15 protein-coding genes and 3 pseudogenes are annotated in these 19620 nt (G+C 69.9%); 10 read left to right on the top strand and 8 right to left on the bottom strand.

The genetic code is table 11. The features are described from left to right. Positions 1–14: 14 nt before the first annotated feature. Positions 15–1811: a coagulation factor 5/8 type domain-containing protein gene (locus tag ACFWP7_RS27140; protein WP_384386033.1), complete on the bottom strand. Its 1797-nt coding sequence runs from the start codon at positions 1809–1811 to the stop codon at positions 15–17. 434 nt (positions 1812–2245) lie between these two features. Here ACFWP7_RS27140 and ACFWP7_RS27135 point away from each other — a divergent pair, with 434 nt between their 5' ends. After that, entirely contained in the window at positions 2246–3118 is an 873-nt protein-coding gene (locus ACFWP7_RS27135; protein WP_384386030.1) for a universal stress protein, read from the top strand. A gap of 148 nt (positions 3119–3266) precedes the next feature. Here the strand turns inward: ACFWP7_RS27135 and ACFWP7_RS27130 are convergent. Next, positions 3267–3820 (bottom strand): annotated as a pseudogene (locus ACFWP7_RS27130) (DinB family protein). A gap of 216 nt (positions 3821–4036) precedes the next feature. Here ACFWP7_RS27130 and ACFWP7_RS27125 point away from each other — a divergent pair. The 4 genes from ACFWP7_RS27125 (at position 4037) to ACFWP7_RS27110 (ending at position 8591) form a co-directional block, all read left to right on the top strand. Then, entirely contained in the window at positions 4037–5032 is a 996-nt protein-coding gene (locus ACFWP7_RS27125; RefSeq protein WP_384386027.1) for a LacI family DNA-binding transcriptional regulator, read from the top strand. 171 nt (positions 5033–5203) lie between these two features. Next, positions 5204–7087: a discoidin domain-containing protein gene (locus ACFWP7_RS27120; protein WP_384386024.1), complete on the top strand. Its 1884-nt coding sequence runs from the start codon at positions 5204–5206 to the stop codon at positions 7085–7087. A gap of 147 nt (positions 7088–7234) precedes the next feature. Next, a complete protein-coding gene (locus ACFWP7_RS27115; RefSeq protein WP_384386021.1) occupies positions 7235–7837 on the top strand; it encodes a hypothetical protein in 603 nt (200 codons plus the stop codon). 10 nt (positions 7838–7847) lie between these two features. Further along, entirely contained in the window at positions 7848–8591 is a 744-nt protein-coding gene (locus ACFWP7_RS27110) for a fibronectin type III domain-containing protein (protein WP_384386019.1), read from the top strand. Positions 8592–8594: 3 nt separating this feature from the next. Here the strand turns inward: ACFWP7_RS27110 and ACFWP7_RS27105 are convergent, their stop codons facing one another. Continuing rightward, positions 8595–8963: a hypothetical protein gene (locus tag ACFWP7_RS27105; RefSeq protein WP_384386016.1), complete on the bottom strand. Its 369-nt coding sequence runs from the start codon at positions 8961–8963 to the stop codon at positions 8595–8597. A 107-nt stretch (positions 8964–9070) separates the two neighbouring features. On the opposite strand from ACFWP7_RS27105, the gene ACFWP7_RS27100 reads away from it, so the two are divergent. Further along, positions 9071–9742 (top strand): NUDIX domain-containing protein, encoded by a 672-nt coding sequence (locus ACFWP7_RS27100; RefSeq protein WP_384386013.1) that lies wholly within the window; start codon positions 9071–9073, stop codon positions 9740–9742. Positions 9743–9920: 178 nt separating this feature from the next. Here the strand turns inward: ACFWP7_RS27100 and ACFWP7_RS27095 are convergent, their stop codons facing one another. Then, positions 9921–12452, bottom strand: coding sequence for a SpoIIE family protein phosphatase (locus ACFWP7_RS27095; RefSeq protein WP_384386010.1), 2532 nt, complete (start codon positions 12450–12452; stop codon positions 9921–9923). Positions 12453–12920: 468 nt separating this feature from the next. On the opposite strand from ACFWP7_RS27095, the gene ACFWP7_RS27090 reads away from it, so the two are divergent. From ACFWP7_RS27090 to ACFWP7_RS27080, 3 genes are all read left to right on the top strand, one after another. Continuing rightward, positions 12921–14231, top strand: coding sequence for an MFS transporter (locus ACFWP7_RS27090; protein WP_384386007.1), 1311 nt, complete (start codon positions 12921–12923; stop codon positions 14229–14231). A gap of 38 nt (positions 14232–14269) precedes the next feature. Continuing rightward, entirely contained in the window at positions 14270–15085 is an 816-nt protein-coding gene (locus tag ACFWP7_RS27085; RefSeq protein WP_384386005.1) for a methyltransferase domain-containing protein, read from the top strand. 124 nt (positions 15086–15209) lie between these two features. After that, a complete protein-coding gene (locus ACFWP7_RS27080) occupies positions 15210–15578 on the top strand; it encodes a DUF6479 family protein (RefSeq protein WP_384386003.1) in 369 nt (122 codons plus the stop codon). A 62-nt stretch (positions 15579–15640) separates the two neighbouring features. On the opposite strand, the gene ACFWP7_RS27075 is transcribed toward ACFWP7_RS27080, so the two are convergent. The 4 genes and pseudogenes from ACFWP7_RS27075 to ACFWP7_RS27060 form a co-directional block, all read right to left on the bottom strand. Continuing rightward, complete coding sequence (locus ACFWP7_RS27075; protein ID WP_384386000.1) at positions 15641–16582, bottom strand: ATP-dependent DNA ligase; 942 nt, start codon at positions 16580–16582, stop codon at positions 15641–15643. Between the two features lie 205 nt (positions 16583–16787). Then, positions 16788–17198, bottom strand: a complete 411-nt coding sequence (locus tag ACFWP7_RS27070) for a zinc-binding dehydrogenase (RefSeq protein WP_384385997.1) — start codon at positions 17196–17198, stop codon at positions 16788–16790. Beyond that, positions 17158–17604: pseudogene (locus ACFWP7_RS27065) on the bottom strand (alcohol dehydrogenase catalytic domain-containing protein); the annotation flags it as partial. The pseudogene ACFWP7_RS27065 and the gene ACFWP7_RS27070, both read right to left, overlap by 41 nt. Positions 17605–17859: 255 nt before the next feature. Beyond that, complete coding sequence (locus ACFWP7_RS27060) at positions 17860–18753, bottom strand: Gfo/Idh/MocA family protein (RefSeq protein WP_384385994.1); 894 nt, start codon at positions 18751–18753, stop codon at positions 17860–17862. Between the two features lie 559 nt (positions 18754–19312). On the opposite strand from ACFWP7_RS27060, the pseudogene ACFWP7_RS27055 reads away from it, so the two are divergent. Next, a pseudogene (locus tag ACFWP7_RS27055) lies at positions 19313–19555 on the top strand (FAD-dependent oxidoreductase); the annotation flags it as partial. Between the last annotated feature and the right edge of the window lie 65 nt (positions 19556–19620).

The raw sequence follows: 19620 nt of genomic DNA, 5'->3' as shown, positions 1-19620 counted from the left end.
CGACAGGGGTGCGGTCAGGGGAAGTTGACCACCACCGAGGGAACGGTGGTGGTGCCCGAGGTCGGCGAGCCCGTGTCGTTGATGACGCGCTCGTACTGACCCTGACCGCCCAGCGAGACGACCATGATGTTGTGGAACTTCACGTTCGCATTGACCGGCGTCGCGAATCCGTGGTGCTGGAGGATCGCCGGATTGACGTTGTAGTAGCAGTAGCTGCCCAGGCCCCATGCCTCGTGCGTGGTCACGGAGTCGCCGACCTTGTAGGCCGCGTACCCCTTGATGGAGCCGTTCTGGATGGCGGCCTGGTTCGGCGCGTCGTACGCCTTCTCGTTCTGGAAGAAGATCGTGCGACCGCCCTGGCCGTACCACTGGACGTCGTACTTGTTGAAGTGCTCGACGAACAGCCCGGTGGCCAGCACGTTGTTGCCGTTGACGCGGAGGCCGTAGTCGGCCCGGTTGGTCTCCCAGCCGACTCCCGTGCCATGGTCGGCGCGCCAGATCCAGGTGTGGTCGATGATCGTGTTGCGGCTGTTGACGACGATGCTGGTGGTGGCCTTGCCGGCGCCCGCGCCGCCGATGCGGACGAAGACGTCCTGCACGGTGGTCGGGTTGACGGAGTGGTCCGCCGAAGCCCCGGTGGGCCCGACCTCCAGCAGAGTGGCGGAGTTGACGGTGCCCGCGTCGATGAGGAAGCCCGCCAGGCGGACGCCGTCGACGTCGGCCACCTTGAGCGCCGTGACGCCGTTGTCCGGGATCAGGGTGGCGTAACCGAGGCCGAGGACCACGGTGTTGGCGTTGTTGACCTGGATCGGCTGGTCGAGGTGGTAGATACCCGGCGTCAGCAGCAGGTGGAGGCCTTGCGTGAGTGCCTGGTTGAGGGTGGCGGCGGTGACACCGGGCTTGGCCACGTAGAACTGCGTCAGCGCCAGTGACGTACCGCGAGGCGTGCCGGCCCCCCAGGTGGTGCCGCGCGCGTTGACGCGCTTCTCCGGCAGGAAGACGCGGTACTCGGCGCCGTTGAGGTAGAGGAACGGCTTCTCGCGGGAGATCGGCGTGTAGGTGAGTGTGGTGTACGGCGGGTTCGGGAAGGTCTGCGCCGGGGCTCCGTCGACGCCCGAGAACACCATGTTCCAGACGGCGTTGAGCCAGCCGCCCACAAAGCTGTCGCGGGTGTACCACTGCTGCTGCGAGTACGGCCCGACCGTGCCGTCGATGCGGCTGTCGGCGATGTAGCCGCCGCTGGCCCAGCCGTAGCCGTTGGGGGAGAGGTTGAGGCCGCCCCTGACGTGCATCCGCCGGAAGGGCGCGGCCTGCGCGACGGCCCACCGGTTGGTGCCGTTGACGGGCGTGATCGCGAGGTTCTCCGCCGAACGCCAGAAGTTCTGCGTGGCGTTGCCGCCGAACCAGCCCGCGTCGACGGTGATGTCGCCGTTGATCGAGGTGTCGTCCGGGGACAGGCCGAGGCCTGAGATCGAGGTGTAGAAGCCGAGTTGGGCGTTGAGCCCGTTGTAGGTGCCCGGCTTGAACAGGAACTGGTAGCGACCCGTGCCGAACTGGGCCGTCTCCTGCTGCGCGAACACCTGGTCCAGTCTGGCCTGGATACCCGAGGTGGAGGGGTCGAAGACGATGACGTTGGGGCCGAGGTCGCCGCCGCCTGGCAGGGCCAGCGGCTTGACGGGCGCGGCGGATGCCGGCGTGGACAGGCCGAGAAGTGCGGGCGCGGCCGCCGCGGCGGCCATCGCTCCGAGAACGGACCGGCGAGCAGGCGTGGCGGGGACGGAGTCCGAGGAATCTGTGAAGTCAGAGGGCATGGGGGGCGACTCTCCTGGTTCAGGAAGTGAACGGGGGAAGGTGCGGGGAGCGCTCTCTTGCGGATGCATGCTTCATCCGTGTGAACCAGGCGTCAAGTGTTGTGACCGGGATCCCGAAGGTTGTTGCCGAGTGAACGGTCAAGTGGTCGGCGTTATGCTGGAGTTCGTGCACTTATGCGGCCGAACGGTCTCTCGCGCAGGAGCGTCGATCGCGTTCAAGAGGTGCGCGAACGGCGGCCTCTGCCGCGTGGAGTGCTCGCCTGCCTGCATCCTGGACCCCCTTCCCTGAGAGCGCTCTACGACAGCCACGACAAGCGGGCCCCTAAGGTGCGGGGACGGGCGGACAAACTCCCACGCTGGAGTTCGCCGCCCGGCTGTCGGCGGCTGTGGAGGGGCCGGCAGGCGATGTTCGTAGCCGAAAGAGAGGCGGATGTATGACGCACCCGATCACCGTGGGCGTGGACGGATCGGACGAGAGCCGGGCCGCCGTGACGTGGGCCGCCAGGGAAGCCGTCCGGCGCCGACTACCCCTGCGGGTGGTGTATGCCTGGCACGGGCAACCGCACGAACTGGTCGGCGGACCTGACCCTGAGGAACAGGCGCAGTGGGCGCAGGAACTGGCGGAGGAGGCCGCGCGCACGGTAGCCGAACGCCATGCCGACCTCGCCGTTTCGGCCGAGGTCCTGGTCGGCAACGTGGTCGACTCATTGGTCTCCGCGGCCTCGGGCGCCGAGACGCTGGTCCTGGGTTCGCGCGGGCACGGAGCGATCGTCGGCTTCCTGATCGGCTCCGTCGGACAGCAGGTGATCGCCGAGGCCGCCCGTCCCGTCGTGCTGGTGCGTGCTGATGACCGTGCCACGTCCGAGGCGGCCGGCCGCGAGATCGTCGTGGGACAGCAGGGCGGCCCGGACGACAGCGCCGCCGGCCTCCAATTCGCGTTCGAGACGGCGGCGGCCCGCCGCGCCGCCGTGCGCGTGGTCCGTGCGTGGAGCCTGCCGCTCCTGTTCGCCTACAGCCCCGGCTCCCTGAAGCTACTCGACGAGGCCGGCGGCCTGGAGCCGTTCGAGAAGAAGGCTCTCGCCGAGGCGGTGAAGCCGTGGAGCGAACGGTTTCCCGAGGTGCCTGTCACCGAGTACGTCGAGATGGGCAGCGCCGGGCAGGTGTTGCTCTCGTTGGCCGCGCGGGCCCAGCTGATGGTCGTCCAGCGCCGCGCCGAACGCTCGGCGGTGGGATCACGGATCGGGTCGGTGGCGCACGCGGTGATGCACCACGCGCCGTGCCCCGTGGCGGTCGTCCCGCACGCCTGAGGACCGGCGCGGAGCCGGATTCGGGGGGTGGCTCACAGGCCGCCGGCCTTGGGGTGCCTCATGCGCCGAGGGTGCCTCGCACGTTGAAGGCCGCTCACGCGTCGAGGCCGGCTCACGCGCCGAGGGTGTGTCATACGCCGAGGCCCGCTCACAGCCCGACCGCTCCGTCGATGCGTTCGCGGAGCAGGTCGGCGTGGCCGTTGTGGCGGGCGTACTCCTCGATCATATGGATCAGCACCCAGCGCACCGACACCGCCCCGAGCCAGGAGTCCTGGCCCTCGACGTCCAGATCGGGCGCCTCGGTGACGAAGCGTTCGGCGAACGCCACCTCGGCGCGCCAGGCCTCCCAGGCCGTGGCGGCGACCGCGGGGTCGGCCACCGCTCCGTCGAGTCCTCGTCGGGAGCGGCTTCGGTGGCGAACCGAGACGGCGCGTCCTGCCCGGCCAGCACGCTCCGGAACCAGCGGCGCTCTACATCGGCGAGGTGCCTGACCAGTCCGAGGAGCGAAAGCGTCGAGGGTTCCACGGACTGCCGGGACAACTCCGTACCCAGGCTCGCGCACTTGAGCTCCAGCGTCGCGCGCTGGGCCGCCGGCACGGAGACCAGCATGCCGCGCTCGTCCCCGGTCGTACGGGCGTTGAGACGGCGGCGCCCCTGGTCCGGCGCGGTGAACAAGTCGGCTCTTCGCTGCGGGCTGCTCATACACATGACTATTCGGCGCTGGGCACCACTCTGTCCGACAGTGTTCAAGTCCCGTACACGGCAGACATGTGGGGGCCGGGGAAAAGCAGTTTTGGCGTGAACTATTGACGACAACATGACAGTCCGGTTGACTCCCCGCCCAGCGCCGGAACCGGTTCCGGTACCGGTACCGGCCCTGGGCGCGAAGACGCGACCCCCGTGTTCCGGGAGGCAGTCATGGCTGTGACCATCGCCGACGTGGCCCACGCGGCGGGCGTGAGCAAGACGACCGTTTCCCGGGTGCTCAACACCCGGGGCGAGGTCGACGCGTCGACGGCCGCCCGGGTCCGTGAGGTCATCAACCGCATGGGCTATGTGCCCAGTTCGGGTGCGGTCGGCCTGGCCCGGGGCAGCAGCCGGACCGTGGGCATGCTGGTGCCCTCGCTGACCTGGCCGTGGATGGGCGAGGTGCTGCAGGGCGTCGTCGACACCGTGGAAGCCGCCGACTTCGGTCTGCTGCTGTTCACCTGCAACCGGGGCACGGAATCCGTCCGTCGCTTCACCAGTCAGGTGTCGGCGCGGGCCTTCGACGGGCTGCTCGTGGTGGAGCCGGAGAACACCCTCGACATGCTGACGGCACTGCACCGCGAGGGCCTGCCTGTTGTCCTCATCGACGACCGCGGACACCACCCCGAGTTCCCGTCCGTCACGGCCACCAACTTCGAGGGCGGGGCCTCGGCGGCCCGCCACCTCCTGGCCGGTGGCCGGCGCAAGCCACTGGTGCTCACCGGGCCCGCACGGTTCGGTTGCGTACGAGACCGGCTCGCCGGGTTCCGTGCCACCTTCGCCGAGCACGGCGTCGGGCTCGATCTGGTCGTCGAGGGCGACTTCACCGAGACCGACGGCCGCGAGGTCGTGCGCCGACTGCTCGCCGAGGGACGGGAGTTCGACGCCGTCTTCGCACACAACGACCTCGCGGCGGTGGGCGTCCTGGGCGCCCTGCGGGACGCCGGGATGAGGGTGCCGGACGACGTCTCGGTGATCGGCTTCGACGACATCCCGATGGCCCCGCACACCGAGCCCTCACTGAGCACGGTCCGCCAGCCCATGCGGGAGATGGGGGAGACGGCCGCACGCATGCTCCTCACCCGCCTGGCGGGTGCGGAACTGCCGACCGATCCCGTCGTCCTGCCGACGGAAATGATCACGCGCCGGTCGGCGCCGACGGCCTGAGTGCCGCCGAACACTCCACATACCCCACACACTGCCGGGCGGTGACGACGACCTGGCAGTACCAGAGCACGCCGACATCCGAGCTCCCCGGCCCGCAGGACGTCGGCCTCGGAGCGAACCGCCGCACACCCGCACGGAGCACTGGCACCCCCAACTCCTTAGGAGAGCCGCATGCCATCCCGTACTCCACCTCCACGCACGTTCATGACCGCGCTGGCCACCCTCTCCGCCCTGTCGCTGCTGGCGGCAGGACAGGCCTTCGCCGGCCCGGCGGCCGAATCCGTCGCGGCCTGGGACGCCGACCAGGCCGCTGCCGCCTACGCCGTGAACCCCGCCGCGGTCACCGCCTCGGGAAGCGAGAACGCCGGCACCGCCCCGGGCCTTGCCTTCGACAACAACGCCGCCACCCGCTGGTCCAGCCAGTTCGCGAACGACGCGTGGATCCGCGTCGACCTCGGCTCCAGCCTCCGCATCGACCGGGTCGTCCTGGACTGGGAGGCGGCCTACGGCAAGAGATACGTCCTGGAGGTGTCCAAGAACGGCACCGACTGGACGCCCTTCTACACCGAGACCGCCGGCACCGGAGGATCGGTCACCGCGCACACGTACCCGCAGGAGGTCACGGGCCGCTATGTGCGGCTGCGCGGAGTCGAACGCGCCACGCCGTACGGCTACTCACTGTTCGCGTTCAAGATCTACGGTGGCGAACCGGCCCCTGCCTCGACGACCCGTACGAACCTCGCCCTCAACCACCCCGCCTACTCCAACCTCTACCAGCACGCGGGCAATTCACCCGCCTTCGTCACCGACGGCGGCTGGCCCGCCGACCTCAAGGCCGACCAGACCCGCTGGTCCAGCGACTGGAACGCCAACCGCTGGGTCTCCGTCGACCTGGGCGCCACCTCGACCATCAACTCCGTCGACCTGTACTGGGAGGCGGCCTTCGCGGTCGACTACCAACTCCAGGTCTCCGACGACAACCTGAACTGGCGCACCGTCTACCAGCCGTCCGCCGCGGAGGTCGCCGCCCGCCGCGCCGACGTGAAGGCCCCGGCGGACGCGGTGGGCCGCCGCGACACGGTCACGCTGGCGACGCCCACGACGGGACGGTATGTGCGGATGCTCGGCAAGGAGCGCCGCTCCTTCTACAACCCGGCGCCCGCGACCGCCCAGTTCGGCTACTCGCTCTACGAGTTCCAGGTCTGGGGCACCGGTGGCAGCGCCGCGGCCGCGTACCCCGCCCTGCCCGGTGAGCAGTCGGGGACGTACCAGACGACGTTCTTCGACGACTTCACGGGGGCGAGCCTGGATCGCTCCAAGTGGCGGGTCGTGCGCACCGGTTACGAGATGGGACCGGTCAACGGGGAGTCCCAGGCGTACGTCGACTCCACCAACAACATCGTCACCCAGAACGGCAGCCTCCTGCTGAAGTCCAGGTACTGCAACGACTGCACCTCGACACCGGCCGGAACCTACGACTTCACCTCAGGCCGCATCGACACCAACACCAAGTTCGACTTCACCTACGGGAAGGTCAGCGCCCGTATCAAACTGCCGGTGGGCGACGGCTTCTGGCCCGCCTTCTGGCTGCTCGGCAGCAACGTCGACGATCCGAACGTCTCGTGGCCCGCGTCCGGCGAGACCGACATCATGGAGAACGTCGGCTACGCGGACTGGACCAGCACCGCCCTGCACGGCCCGGGCTACTCGGCCGACGGGAACATCGGCGCCCGCCAGATCTTCCCGGCCGCAGGCCGCGTCGACGCGTGGCACAACTACGCGGTGGAGTGGACACCGACGGGCATGCGCTTCTACGTCGACGACGTGCTCGTCCAGGAGACGACGCGCAACAAGCTGGAGTCGACGCGAGGCCAGTGGGTCTTCAACCACAACCAGTACGTCATCCTCAACCTCGCCCTGGGCGGCGCCTACCCGGCGGGCTGGAACCAGGTCACCACGCCCTACTGGGGTCTGCCGCAGTCGAGCGTGGACAAGGTCGCGGCCGGGGGAGTGCAGGCCGAGATCGACTGGGTGCGCGTCGAGCAGAAGAGGTGACCGGACCGCCGCGAGGCCCTGAAGACGGGTGTGCGCAGGGGCTCTTGACGAAAACTTGGTCCAGTCCTACCTTCCAGTCAACCGTTCAAAGACTGGGCTGAAGTTCACCCACGTGAACGTCAGTACCCCCCACTCAAGGGAGCTCGGATGCTCACACGTCTTCGAACACTCGGTGTGGCCGGCGCGGTGTGCGCCTCGTCGTTACTGGCCGCGCCGTCGGCCTTCGCCGAAGTGGAACCCGGCGGCTGGACATCTGTCTCGCCCACGTACACGGTGCAGGAGCGGGGCTGCGGAACGGTCTCCGGCCTGACGTTCACGCTCACCTGCTCCACCGCGAGCGGGGACCAGCGGGCCGAGCGGCGGTACGCCACGTACACCGGCGGTACGCGGCAATTCGAGGGCTATTTCAGGATCTCCAGCCTCAGCGGTACCCGGATCAGCCTCAAGCAGACGTTCAACGAGTCGGCGGCGGGCCCTTACTTCATGCTCGCGGTCGAACGCGGTGGAAGGCTCTACGCGGTCCACGGCGGCGCCACGCTCTCCAACGCGGGCACCGTCGGCGCCACGGTCCGTGTCAACACGGTCCACCAGGTGGGCACTTCGCACCGCACCTACATCAACGGCTCGCTCCAGCACACCTACGCCAGTCCGTCCGGAAGCTTCTACGACAAGTTCGGTGCCTACCGCACCGACAGCGGCACCGGACCGGCGACCGTCGTCTGGAGCAACATCAAGTTCTGGCAGAAGTAGCAAGCACCGCATGCGGACATCCCTGCGCATCGCAGCGCCGACAGTGCTCCTGCTGGCACTGTCGGCCTGCTCCGCGCCGCAGACGACCGACGAGGCCGGTCGCGACGCCGCCGTCGCCGCCGCAGCGGGCTCCGCGCTGCGCGCCTCCCTCACCTCTCCCACGGACATCGATCTGAGCTGGCAGAAGGACAGCTCAGGAGCATCCGGCCACGCACTGGAGTTTGCGACCGAGGAGTCGGGCCCCTACACCGTCCTCCAGTACCTCCCGCCGGGCGTGACGGCCTACCGGCATCCCGATCTGATGCCGAACACGACCTTCTTCTACCGGCTTCGCGCCTTTCACGGCCCGGCCTCGGCCCCGCTGAGCGTCTCCCTCCCGCCCGGGGAACTGACACAAGCGGACGAGGACTCGGGCCACGACTGGCTCCCCGCCCGCAAGGACCCGGCACGCGTCGTCCCGGGGCTGCCCCTCAAGGTCTCCGGTGCGGGCGCACCCACCGGATTCAAGGCCGTGGTCAAGCATGCGAACGGCATCCAGTTCACGTGGACGGACCACGCATCCGACGAAGCAGGCTTCCTCCTGGAGGCTCGTACGCCGGAAAGCACCGAGTACGAGCCTCTCGTGGTCCTCGATCCCGACATCAACTCCACCGGACTGATCACCCTGCCCACGGAGAAGCAGGCTTCCTACCGAGTCCGGGCCTTCATCTACGGCGAAGTGTCGAACGTGATCCACCTGACCACCGGCGAGTGACTCCTACGCGCTGTCGGCCCTCGACATACGCAGGGCGAGATCCTGGAGCAGGTCGGCCGTCTTGACGTCGGTACGTCCGGAGTCATGGAGGTCGGCGAGTTCGGAGAAGAGGAAGGCGAAGGCGCCCACCAGAGAGATGGTGGCGGGCAGGTAGGCGTCCGCGACGGCCTGGCCCGCCTCGGCGGGTCCGGCGTCGGAGGGCACTTCGACCCGGGGGAAAACCTCCGTCACGAGCGCGCCGAGCTGCGTCTCGGCCGACTCGACCTCGGTGTCGTCGGCGTCGTCGTCATCGGACTGGGCAATCCTGCGGACCATGGCGTTGGTCTCGGTGAGGACGCCGATGGCTCGCAGGATGATCTCCGTCTGTTCCATGCGGTGAGCCTAGACGGGCGATACCCGGCTGTGGGTTCGGTGTTCGGGTCGTGATGGTAGACAGTGGGAGTGAACAACCTTTCGCGCTCCCGCCAGGCCTCCGCCCGATGACCGCCGGCATCGACACCCCGGACCGCCGAGGCCGCACCGGGCTCGACCAGGTCGGCCGCGACCTCACCGGCAACCCCCGGATCAAGATCCGGGAGGTGACACTCCTGTCCAGCCACTGGTACGTGCAGCGCACCACGACCTTCGACTTCCAGCACGCGGACGGCACCTGGAGCACCCAGGAGCGCGAGACGCACGACCGCGGCAACGGAGCCACCCTCCTGCTGTACGACACCGAGCGCGAAACCGTGCTGCTGACAAGGCAGTTCCGCTACCCCGTGTACGTCAACGGACACCCCGACGGGATGCTGGTCGAGACACCGGGCGGCCTGCTCGACGAGGACGACGAGCACCCCGAGGTCGCCGTACGCCGCGAGGTCATCGAGGAGACCGGGCACACCGTCGGCGACGTCCACCACGTCTTCGACGTCTATATGAGCCCGGGGTCGGTCACCGAACGGGTCAGTTTCTACGCCGCCTCCTACGGCCCCTCGACCCGTACCCACGAAGGCGGCGGGCTGGACGAGGAGGGCGAGGACATCGAGATCGTCGAACTGACCTTCCGTCGGGCCCTGGAGATGATCCGCACCGGCGAGATCGCCGACGCGAAGACGATCATGCTGTTGCAGTGGGCGGCCCTGGAGGGCCCGTTCAAGGGTTCCGCGCGGTGACAGGTGCTCCCCGACCCGACCCGACCTGGGATTCCGGATGTTGGATGCCTTGACGTGAAGTGACCTTCAAGTCCCGGACTCCCGTTCGGGCCCGCGTACTTCGGGCCCGAACGGGAGGGGTTGGACGCCGCCCACTGACGGGCGGGACTCGACTCGCCACTGACCGGCGGTACCTGGCCTATGTGCCCTCTTCGCTCGGGGACCGGCGTGTGGTGAGGAGAAGGGCGATGTCGTCGGGGCGCTCGGTGGCCTGCCGGGCCTCCGCGGTGAGCAGGTCGGCCGCGGCGGAAACGGAGGGGCCGCCCGCCCGTCCGCGCCGCACGGCCGCTCGGGCCAGGTTCGCGCGGAGGGTCTCGACGCCCTCGTCTATGTCGGTGCCGGGCCGCTCGACCAGACCGTCCGTGTAGAGGGCCAGGATGGCACCGGGCTCCAGCAGCAGCTCGGTCACCGGGTACTGGGCCTGCGGGTCCACCCCGAGCACCACCCCGCCGGGCAGGTCGAGGATCTCCGTACGGCCGTCGGGGTGGCGCAGCAGGGGCTGCGGATGCCCGGCCCGGGCGGCCCGCGCGATACCGGTGACCGGATCCAGGCGTACGTAGCAGCAGCTGGCGAACTGGCCGGGGTCGAGGTCGATGAGCAGCCGGTTGGTGCCGCTCATCACCTCGTCCGGAGAGCGGTCGCTGAGCGCGAACGCCCTCACCGCACTGCGCAGTTGGCCCATGGTGGCCGCGGCCTGGACACCGTGCCCCTGGACGTCGCCGATGACCAGGGCCAGCCCGTCGCCCGCCTCCACGACGTCATACCAGTCGCCGCCCACGTCCATGCCCAGGGTGCCGGGCAGATACCGCCCGGCGGTGGTCACCAGGGGGTGCGCGGAGAGGCGGTGCGGGAGCAGGGCCTCCTGGAGACCGCGGGCGAGAGCGGCCTCGTTGTCGTAGCGCCGGGCTCGCTCCATGGCCTGGGCGATCAGCCCGGCGAGCGCCGTCAGAACCGTACGCTCCTCGGTGCTGAAGGCGCGGGAACGGTCGAAGCCGAGGATGCAGGAGCCGACCGGCCGCCCTGAGGCGATCAGCGGCAGGAAGGCCCGGGATCCCTCCTCGGCGTCCAGCGCGATGCCGGGATAGGCCGCGGCGAGCTGGTGCATCGACTCGTAGAAGAGTGGCCGACCACTGGTGAGCGTTTCGACCCCCGGCAGCCGGGTGTCCAGACCCACGCCGTCGAAGGGGGCGAGGAACCCCTCGGGGAAGCCGGTCTCCCAGGCCAGGTACAGGCGCCGGTCCTGGAGCAGATAGATGGCGAGCCGGCGGCCGCCGAACGCGGGCAGCAGCTCCCGCATCACCACCTCGGACACCTGGCGTGCCGTCACCGCCTCGGTCAGCGCGATGGCGAGGACGATGGGCCGGTACAGCGACGCAGTCGTGGCGGCGCCGTCCGTCGGTTCGTCGACCTCGGCCCCCCATCGGCCCGTCGCCTCGAACGGGTCGCCCCCGGCGGCGTCCGCCACCCGCCCCATGGGCACGAGCTTGCACGTCAGGCTGTCCGGCCCGGCGTAGATGGACATCGTGAGCCACTCACCGCCGTGCCGTCCGGGTGTCTGCCCATGACCGTTTCCGTGCGGGCGTCTGACCTGGAAGTGCACGGGATCCGGTGACAGCAGGGCGCCGCGCACATGATCCTCGTACGAGGGCCGGTTCAGCCAGGGCACGGCCTCCCAGAGCGGCCTCCCCAGCAGCTCCGTGCGAGGCCGGCCGAGCAGTTCGGCGGCGCGCGGGTTGCTGTAGGTGATCAGCCCGAGCCGGTCGAGTGCGAAGACGCCCTCCGGCAGGAGATCCGCCGCCCCGTCCGCGGCCAGGCCCGGGCCCGGATCGATGACCGCGCCGCTCACCCGGTACGGCGGTCCGGGCGCCGTGGCCGAGGTGCCCAGAGCCAGCAGACGCAGTTCGGCGTCCGCGGTGCGCACCGGCACCGGCTGAGCGGGCGGGCGGCCGGCGGCCGTCTCCCGCAGGGCGGTCAGCAGCAGGCGCGGATCCTCGTGGGACAGGGCGTCGGCCAGCGACTCCGTCGTGCCGTCGAAGCCGTCGGGTGTGGTGCCGAGCAGTGCGTCGTCCGCGGTGACCGTGCCGTCCTGCGGATCCCAGGTGAACCCTCCGACACAGCGTGCGGAAGGACCGTCGGAGGGCGCCTGCACACACAGCGGCTCGTCGTCCCAGAGGACGAGCTCGGGGCCGTCCTTGTCCAGTGCAGCCAGAGCGGCACCCAGCTCCTCCGCCACCGCCGTCATCCGGTCACGGTCGGGCAGCACCTCGGTGGCGTCCGAGGCCGACGGACGCAGGACCGTCAGAACCCCGAAGGACGTCGACGCGCCCACGACGGGGACGTACAGGGAACCGAACGAGAACGGCAGCCCGGCCGCCAGCTGGGGGTAGCGCCGCATGGTCTCCGTGGCATCGTTGAGCAGTACCTCCTCACCGAGCCGATGGACGTCGGCGACCGGGAACGGCAGATCCACGTGCATCCGCCACCAGGGGCGGAACAGCTGACCCGGCAGACCCGCGAGGACGGCCATCCGCAGCAGTCCCGGGGTGCTCGAGCGCAGGTAGATGCCGCCCGCGAAGCCGCGGGCCGCCCGGACGGCGTCCGCCACGGCACCGGTGAGCAAGGTGGGCAGGCTTTCCAGCGCCCGGACCTCTTGCTCGGCGCTCCCAGTCATCGGTCTGCCCTCGTCCGCCCGCCGCCAGGGAGTATCACAGCAAGAATGCGCCTGCCAGGCCCCTGACCGCACCTCGACGCCCACCGGAGCACGGTCGCGCCGGTCGCCTCCGGCCGTCGCGATCTGCTGTGCCCAGCGCGAAGATACCCGGTTCACAGGAATTGAGGAGCTGCTCGGCAGTGAGTGATTCATGAATCCGGCCCGGCGGAGAGCGTCTCGGGGTGAGTGTCTCGGCGGTGACGGCCGCCACGGCCTCGGCCACTGCGGCGAGCGTGGGAAAGCCGAACTTCCCACTGCTGCCGGAACAGCGGAACGTCGACCCCGGTCCGGCGCGCTGCTGATCGCGGGAGCCTGACCGTCGTACGCCTGGAAGGGGCACACGTGTATGAACCCCGCCGACGCACATGGATCCCACTCGGTCATAGTGATCCCTGAAGACAAAAGATGTAGCGAGCAACCAGGACGAGTGTGGACACGAGCAAGAGCGGCACGGACAGCGATCCCGCGACGGACGACGAGCCACTGGTACCGGTGCCGGCGAGCAGGCCCGGATGGCGTCGCTGGGCGATGGACACGACGCCGTTGCGGCGCCCGGCGTTCCGCCGGCTGTGGTCCTCGACCATCGTCACGTCCGTCGGCAGTCAGCTCACCGCGGTCGCCGTGCCCAAGCAGATCTACGACATCACCGGCTCCTCGGCATGGGTCGGCTACGCCAGCATCGCCGGCCTGCTGCCCCTCGTGGTCTTCGCCCTGTGGGGCGGCGCGATCGCCGACAGCATGGACCGGCGCAAGCTGCTCCTGATCACCAACACCGGCATGGCCGTCACGGCGGTGCTCTTCTGGATACAGGCCGCCGCCGGACTCGACTCGGTTCTCGTCCTGATGGTGCTGCTCGCCCTCCAGCAGGCGTTCTTCGGCCTGAACTCCCCGGCCCGCCAAGCCTCCATCGCCCGCCTTGTCCCCAAGGACGAACTGCCCGCGGCGAACGCGCTCGGCTCGACCGTCATGCAGACCGGCCTGGTCGCCGGACCGCTGCTCGCCGGCGCACTCATCCCCGTCATCGGCCTGGGGGAGCTCTATCTGATCGACGCCGTGGCCCTGTGCGTCACCGTGTGGGCGGTCCTGCGGCTTCCCGCGCTGCCGCCGCTGACGGAGGCGGCGTCCAAGCGGGCCGGATGGCACGAGGTCGCCGCCGGATTCCGCTACATCGCCCTGCACAAGGTGCTGCTGCTGTCCTTCCTCGCCGACATCATCGCCATGGTCTTCGGCATGCCCCGCGCCCTGTTCCCGCAACTGGCCGCCCAGACGTACGCGCCCTACGGCGAAGGGCTCGCGCTCGGTCTCCTCTTCGCGGCGATCCCCATCGGCGCGGTACTCGGCGGCCTGGCGTCGGGCACGTTCTCCCGGCTCCGCAGGCACGGCCTCATGGTCATCGTCGCGGTGGTGGCCTGGGGAGCCGCCATCACCGGATTCGGGCTGAGCACCAGCCTGTGGGTGGCGGTGGCCTTCCTCGCCGCGGCCGGAGTCGCCGACATGGTCTCCATGGTCTTCCGCGGCGCGATCCTGCTCTCCGCCGCCACGGACGAGATGCGCGGCCGCATGCAGGGCGTGTTCACGGTCGTGGTCGCGGGCGGCCCGCGTCTCGCGGACGTCCTGCACGGAACCGCCGGCTCGGTTTTCGGGGCCCGCGGCGCGGTCGTGGGCGGCGGCGTGCTGGTGATTGCCGCCACGCTGGTCCTGGCCACCGCCACACCGGCTCTGAGGCGTTACACGATCTGACGGGCGGAGCCGCCCCTGTCGGTCATAGAGTGACCCGCATGGGGGAAACACGACCTACCTCGGAATTCCACGCGGGGAACATCACCGCCGAGAGCGTTGCCCGGCTGGTGGCTGCTCTGGACGCCCAGGACACCAACGACGGCGTACGACGGCTGCGCGCATGGGCGCACACGGCGGTCGCCGCTCGCCCCGGAGAACGGGCGATCGACATCGGCTCGGGCACCGGATCACAGACCCAGGCGCTGGCGGCCGCCGTCGCGCCGCACGGTGAGGTCCTCGGCATCGAGCCGAACAACGGTCTGCGCATGGTGGCCGAGCAGCGCGCGGTGGCCGCCGGCAGCCAGGCCCGCTTCGTGGACGGCGACGCGCTCGTTCTGCACCTGCCCGACGCCTCGGTCGACATCGTGTGGTGCGAGCGGGTGCTCCAGCACCTCCTGGAGCCGGAGAAGGCCGTCGCCGAGATCGCCCGGGTGCTGCGCCCCGGCGGCCGCGTCGCCCTCCTCGACACCGACTGGGCGACCACGATCCTGCACCCCGGCGACCCCGAGACCGTGGCGGCGATCACCTCCGGCGCGCTGTCCGCGGCGGCCGACCCCTACTCCGGGCGCAAAGTGGTGGGCCGGCTGACGGCCGCCGGTCTGGTGATCGACGACCGCGGATCGCAGGCGCTTCTCCAGGACCACACCACGGTGGCCTGGCCGCTGATCCGCATGCTGGGCGAGTCCGCCGTACGCCGTGAACTGATCACAGAGGAACAGCGCGACCGCCTGTACGCCGACATCACCGAGGCCGCCGAGCAGGGGGCGCTGCACATGTCGGTGACGATGTTCGGAGCGGTCGCGCACCGCCCGTAGGAGAACCCGCGGACGAGACAGTGCATTGGGCGAATAAGAGCGTTCGACGGAATATAACTATTCGGCCGTCGCCGAACGGAGTACTCAGCGGGTTTTTCCCCGGTATTGCGGGTACTCGAGCAAAATGAACACGGCGAGCTATGAAGTAATCGCAGCGAGCGGGGCACTGAAAGCGGGCGCTGCGTTCATCGGGGGTCTCATCATCGTGGCCGGCCTCATCTGGGCTGTCCGGATGGGCATCAGGGTGCGGGGCCAGGAGTCGCGGCCGCCCACCGCTGAAGAACAGCCCACCCTTCCCGCTTCCGGGGCGATCCACGAACTCCGGGAGAGGCGGGAACCGGACGAGGTACCGCGCGCCGCGGACGAGAGCGAGCGGCTGAAGCCGACCCAGATGCACGCTTCGGGAAGCAGGCACGCCGACGACCAGAGCCGACGGCGCTGGGGCAGCGGCTCCGGCAGCGACAGTGGCGGGAGCGGCTCGGGTACGACGTAACCGGCGCCCGGCGCATTCCCCCACGCGGCGCGAGATCGCCTCGGCGCCGCTTTTCGCGTGTCCTAGAGGAAGTCGGCTGCTGAGTCCTCGGGAGTCAGGTCGGGGCGAAGCCGGAGCCACGACGGCTGCCGCAACAGCCCGGCTCTCGTACGAGTGCTGTAGCGGACCTCGCCGACGAGCCGCGGCGTGACCCAGTGCGCCGCGGCCACCGGCGGGACTTCGTCGAAGGGGCAGCTGTCGGTCTCGGCGGCCCGGAACAGCTCGGCGAGTTCCGACCGCTCGGCCTCGCTCCAGCCGGTGCCCACACTCCCGGCGTAGCGCAGCCGCCCCGCATCACGCTGGCCCACGAGCACGGCGCCCGGCAGCCCCGAGAGCCGTCCCCTCCCCGGGATCCAGCCGCCGACGATGACGTCCACGGCCCGTGCGTTGCGGATCTTGATCCAGGCGCGCGAGCGCACCCCGGGCTCGTACACGGAGTCCAACCGCTTGCACACCAGCCCCTCCAGGCCACCCTCGCGCGTCGCCCGCAACGCCAGCTCCCCATGGCCGACGAGCGCGGAAGGCGTCGACCAGAACGGCCCGCCGAGGGCGAGCCCCTCCAGTTCCTGCCGCCGCCGGACGTAGGGGAGTGAGGTCACGTCGCCCCGTAGATACATGACGTCGAACAGGACGAGCTGCGCGGGCGTCCGCGCCGCACGACGGGCGGCCTTGGCCGGCGACCGGGCCAGCCCCATGCGGGACTGCAGGAGCTGGAAGTCACCACGCCCCTGCTCGTCCAGGACCAGGACCTCACCGTCCAGAATCGCGGGGACAGGGCCGAGGACGCCGCCCAGCGCACCGAATTCCGGGTACGCGGCCGTGATGTCCTCCCCCGACCGCGCGCGCAGGATCACGCCGCCGTCCCCGGGCAGGTAGATCACCGCACGCTGGCCGTCGTGCTTGGTCTCGTACGCCCATCGGGCGTCCTGCCCGGCGGGCGGCAGGCCGCCGGGTGTGGCGAGCATGGGAGCGATTCGCGGCAGTCTCACAGGTGTGTTGTCGACAGGCTCCCCGTCGCCCACGCACCCTGGCCCGCCCTTTCGCCTGAACGGCGTCGCCCCCTTGAACCCGGGACACGGACACCTGACCGTCCTCGGCCCCACAGCCGCCGCCGCGCAAGGGAGGTTGTGGCCTGGGCGGAGGAGGAACGAACAGGCCCCGCTCGCCCTGCTACTCGGGCGCCACCCGGACGACTGACGTGCCCGCTCCCGGGGCCGCCAGCTCGGTGATCATCCGGGGTACTTCGTTGAATCCGTACCCCGTGCCCACCGGCGTGGTGATCGCACCCTGTTTCGCGAGGTTCGCCAGGCGGTCCCACACGGCGATCTCCGTGGCCGGGTCGGCATGGGGCGTGGCGAGCACAGCGACCGCCGTGTAGTTCCGCAGCAGTATGCCCATCGAGTCGAGAGGAACGTACGCGCCGCTCGCAATGCCGATCATGGCGATACGACCGTTGCGCGCGATGCTTTTCAACGCCGTGGCCGCTGTGTCTCCGCCCACCGGTTCGTAGATCAGGTCCACGCCACGCCCGCCCGTGATCTCATCGATCCGCGTCGTCAAATCGTCCGTGCGGTAGTGCACGACGTGATCCGCCCCGTACCGAGTGCGGGAACTCCAGCTTCTCCTGACTTCCCGCGAACGCGATCACCGTGGCTCCGTCCGCCCTGCCGAGCTGCAGGGCGGTGGCACCGCTGCTGCCCGCGGCGCCCAGAACAAGCAGGGTCTGTCCGGCCTCCAGCGGGGCGCGCTCAACGAGCCCCGCGTACGCCGTGCGGAACCCGATGGGAAAGCCGCCGGCCTCTTCATCCGTCATGTCGGCCGGAATGCGGGTGGCCGACCCCTCACGTACATACGCGTAGTCCGCGTACCCGCCCCACCCCTTCAGGAATGGGGTGATGGCCGCCACCTGGTCGCCGACGGCGAACCGAGCGCCCGGCGGCACAGCGACGACCTCCCCCGCCGCTTCCTCCCCCCAGGCCGAAGGGAGGCGCCGAGCAGCGGGAAATGGCCTGCCGTCATCAACACGTCGGGGAACCCGGCACCCGCGGTCCGTACCCGGATCAGTACCTGCCCGGACGCCGGCTCACCCCAGGTCATCTCTTGGAGCTCGCCCGCTTCCTTCGGCTCGCCGAACCTCAGCACACGCCGCGCACGACCAGAGATCATCTGGGACCTCGCGATTCAGTTGGTGACGATCTTCCGGACGAGATACTGCACGACGAGTTTCACCACCGGTTGGAACTCATGTGCCCAGCGCCCGGGCCATCAGGGTCTGGAGATGCAGCCCGCGGTGGACATCGAGCTCACCGGGCTTTCCCGTACGCACGTTGGTGGCGAACTCCCGGCGCAGCACGGGCCAGCTCTCCTCGTGGTCGAGCGTGGCGCCGTCGTACACGAGCTCCGGCTGTGGCCCGAACAACTCGATCCGTGTGATGCCCTGCTCGACGTTGACCGACCCCGACAGCGACGCCTGGCTCACCGCTCCGCTCGCGTGCTCGCAGGTGAGCTCGATCCAACGGCGTGGGTCTCCGGTGCCGCGCACCCGCACGATGGGCCCCATGGCCGCGTCCAGCAGATCGAGAACGTGTGGTCCGAGGTCCAGCAGCGCGCCGTGTTCCAGACGCCAAGGGGTGGCGAACTCGCCGCCCAGGAAGGCGCCGGTCACCATGCAGGCGCGGGCTCCCACGGCGTCGACGCTCTGGGCGGCAGCCAGGAACCGCCGGGTGGCCGGGTTGTAACGGCTCGTCAGGACGAGCTGGGAGACGACACCTGCCGCGTCGACGGCATCGACGAGTCGCTGCGCCGACGGAAGGTCCAGCGCGAGCGGCTTCTCCAGAAGCAGCGCCTTGCCCGCCTCCGCGGCACGGCAGGCGAGCTCCGCCTGAACGGAGGGCGGAACCGCGAAGGCGACCGCCTCACAGGTGTCGAGCAGATCCTCGAAGCGCTCGGCGACCTCGGCTCCGTAGGGTGCGGCGGTCTCACGGGCCGCCTCGCTGCGGCGAGCCCACACCGCGGTCAGCTGTGTCTCGGGCCCGGCGGCAAGCACCCGTGCATGCACGGCACGCGCCCACGGCCCGGCGCCGACGAGCCCGACCTTGACGGGTGGATGAGTCCAGGGAAGCGAGGCGCCGGTCACGAGAAGTCTCCTTTGCGGTGTGGGCGCACCAACTTCATCACGTTGGCTGCGGCTTCGACCAGGAGGGTGTCGGTGGGTGGACCGCGGCCGGCCCGTGGCCCGGCAAGGAGCCGGACGCCCGGCGTTTCACCGAAACTCCGCGCGCTTCCTCTACAAATACGAGGGTGCGTACAAGTACGAGGACGCGGTCCCTTTGCCGACCGAATTCCGGGGCCGCCGGTGCTTCGCCGTCGCGTTCACGTGTACTCCGACTCCAGAACTGTCGTTCTGGCCGCCAAAACCGGCGTCGCGTGCTCGTACCGCCGCCGTGGCCGCCCGCCCAGCCACCGCCGACCCACGAACACGTTGGACGTACGGCGAAGGGAACGAATACTTTCCAGGCATGGTCGATATCCCACGTCGGCGTTTGATCATGCTCGATGTGCCGGCCGCACTCGGACTCGCACTGCTCCCGCAGTTGGCGCCGCTACGGCCGTACATCAGCGGCGAGGTGAACAACACCACCGTCTGGCTGCTGGCGTTGAGCACCGCGCTGCCGCTCGTCGTCCGGCGGCTCTGGCCGGTGCCGCACGCATGGGAGCACTCGCCCTGCGTGACACTCCTGGGAGACGCCGCCCACCTCATGCCGCCGCTCGGCGTCGGTGTCAACCTCGCCATGCTTGATGCCGTCGAACTCGCGCTCGCACTCGTCCACTCCGCCACCATCGACGAAGCTGTACACACCTACGAGAAGTCGATGCTCCAGCGCTCGGCCGAAATGGCCCAGATGCTCGAAGGTGGCGCTGAACAAGCTCTGTCCTAGCCGTTGTCAGGCGGGTCGCAGCCACACCGTCGCCAGGGGCGGCAGGGTGAGTTGGATGCTGGCGG

It is taken from the genome of Streptomyces sp. NPDC058470, assembly GCF_042721055.1.
Lineage (GTDB): Bacteria > Actinomycetota > Actinomycetes > Streptomycetales > Streptomycetaceae > Streptomyces.
The sequence above is the reverse complement of the archived record's forward strand: the minus strand, read 5'-3'. Positions and strand labels throughout refer to the sequence as shown.

Excerpts from the sequence above, each read along its gene's own strand:
- ACFWP7_RS27120 (WP_384386024.1), top strand. The coding sequence starts at position 5,204 with ATGCCATCCCGTACTCCACCTCCACGCACGTTCATGACCGCGCTGGCC.
- ACFWP7_RS27110 (WP_384386019.1), top strand. The coding sequence starts at position 7,848 with ATGCGGACATCCCTGCGCATCGCAGCGCCGACAGTGCTCCTGCTGGCA.
- ACFWP7_RS27105 (WP_384386016.1), bottom strand. The coding sequence starts at position 8,963 with ATGGAACAGACGGAGATCATCCTGCGAGCCATCGGCGTCCTCACCGAG.
- ACFWP7_RS27095 (WP_384386010.1), bottom strand. The coding sequence starts at position 12,452 with ATGACTGGGAGCGCCGAGCAAGAGGTCCGGGCGCTGGAAAGCCTGCCC.
- ACFWP7_RS27125 (WP_384386027.1), top strand. The coding sequence starts at position 4,037 with ATGGCTGTGACCATCGCCGACGTGGCCCACGCGGCGGGCGTGAGCAAG.
- ACFWP7_RS27075 (WP_384386000.1), bottom strand. The coding sequence starts at position 16,582 with ATGCTCGCCACACCCGGCGGCCTGCCGCCCGCCGGGCAGGACGCCCGA.
- ACFWP7_RS27115 (WP_384386021.1), top strand. The coding sequence starts at position 7,235 with ATGCTCACACGTCTTCGAACACTCGGTGTGGCCGGCGCGGTGTGCGCC.
- ACFWP7_RS27140 (WP_384386033.1), bottom strand. The coding sequence starts at position 1,811 with ATGCCCTCTGACTTCACAGATTCCTCGGACTCCGTCCCCGCCACGCCT.
- ACFWP7_RS27135 (WP_384386030.1), top strand. The coding sequence starts at position 2,246 with ATGACGCACCCGATCACCGTGGGCGTGGACGGATCGGACGAGAGCCGG.
- ACFWP7_RS27100 (WP_384386013.1), top strand. The coding sequence starts at position 9,071 with ATGACCGCCGGCATCGACACCCCGGACCGCCGAGGCCGCACCGGGCTC.
- ACFWP7_RS27080 (WP_384386003.1), top strand. The coding sequence starts at position 15,210 with ATGAACACGGCGAGCTATGAAGTAATCGCAGCGAGCGGGGCACTGAAA.
- ACFWP7_RS27085 (WP_384386005.1), top strand. The coding sequence starts at position 14,270 with ATGGGGGAAACACGACCTACCTCGGAATTCCACGCGGGGAACATCACC.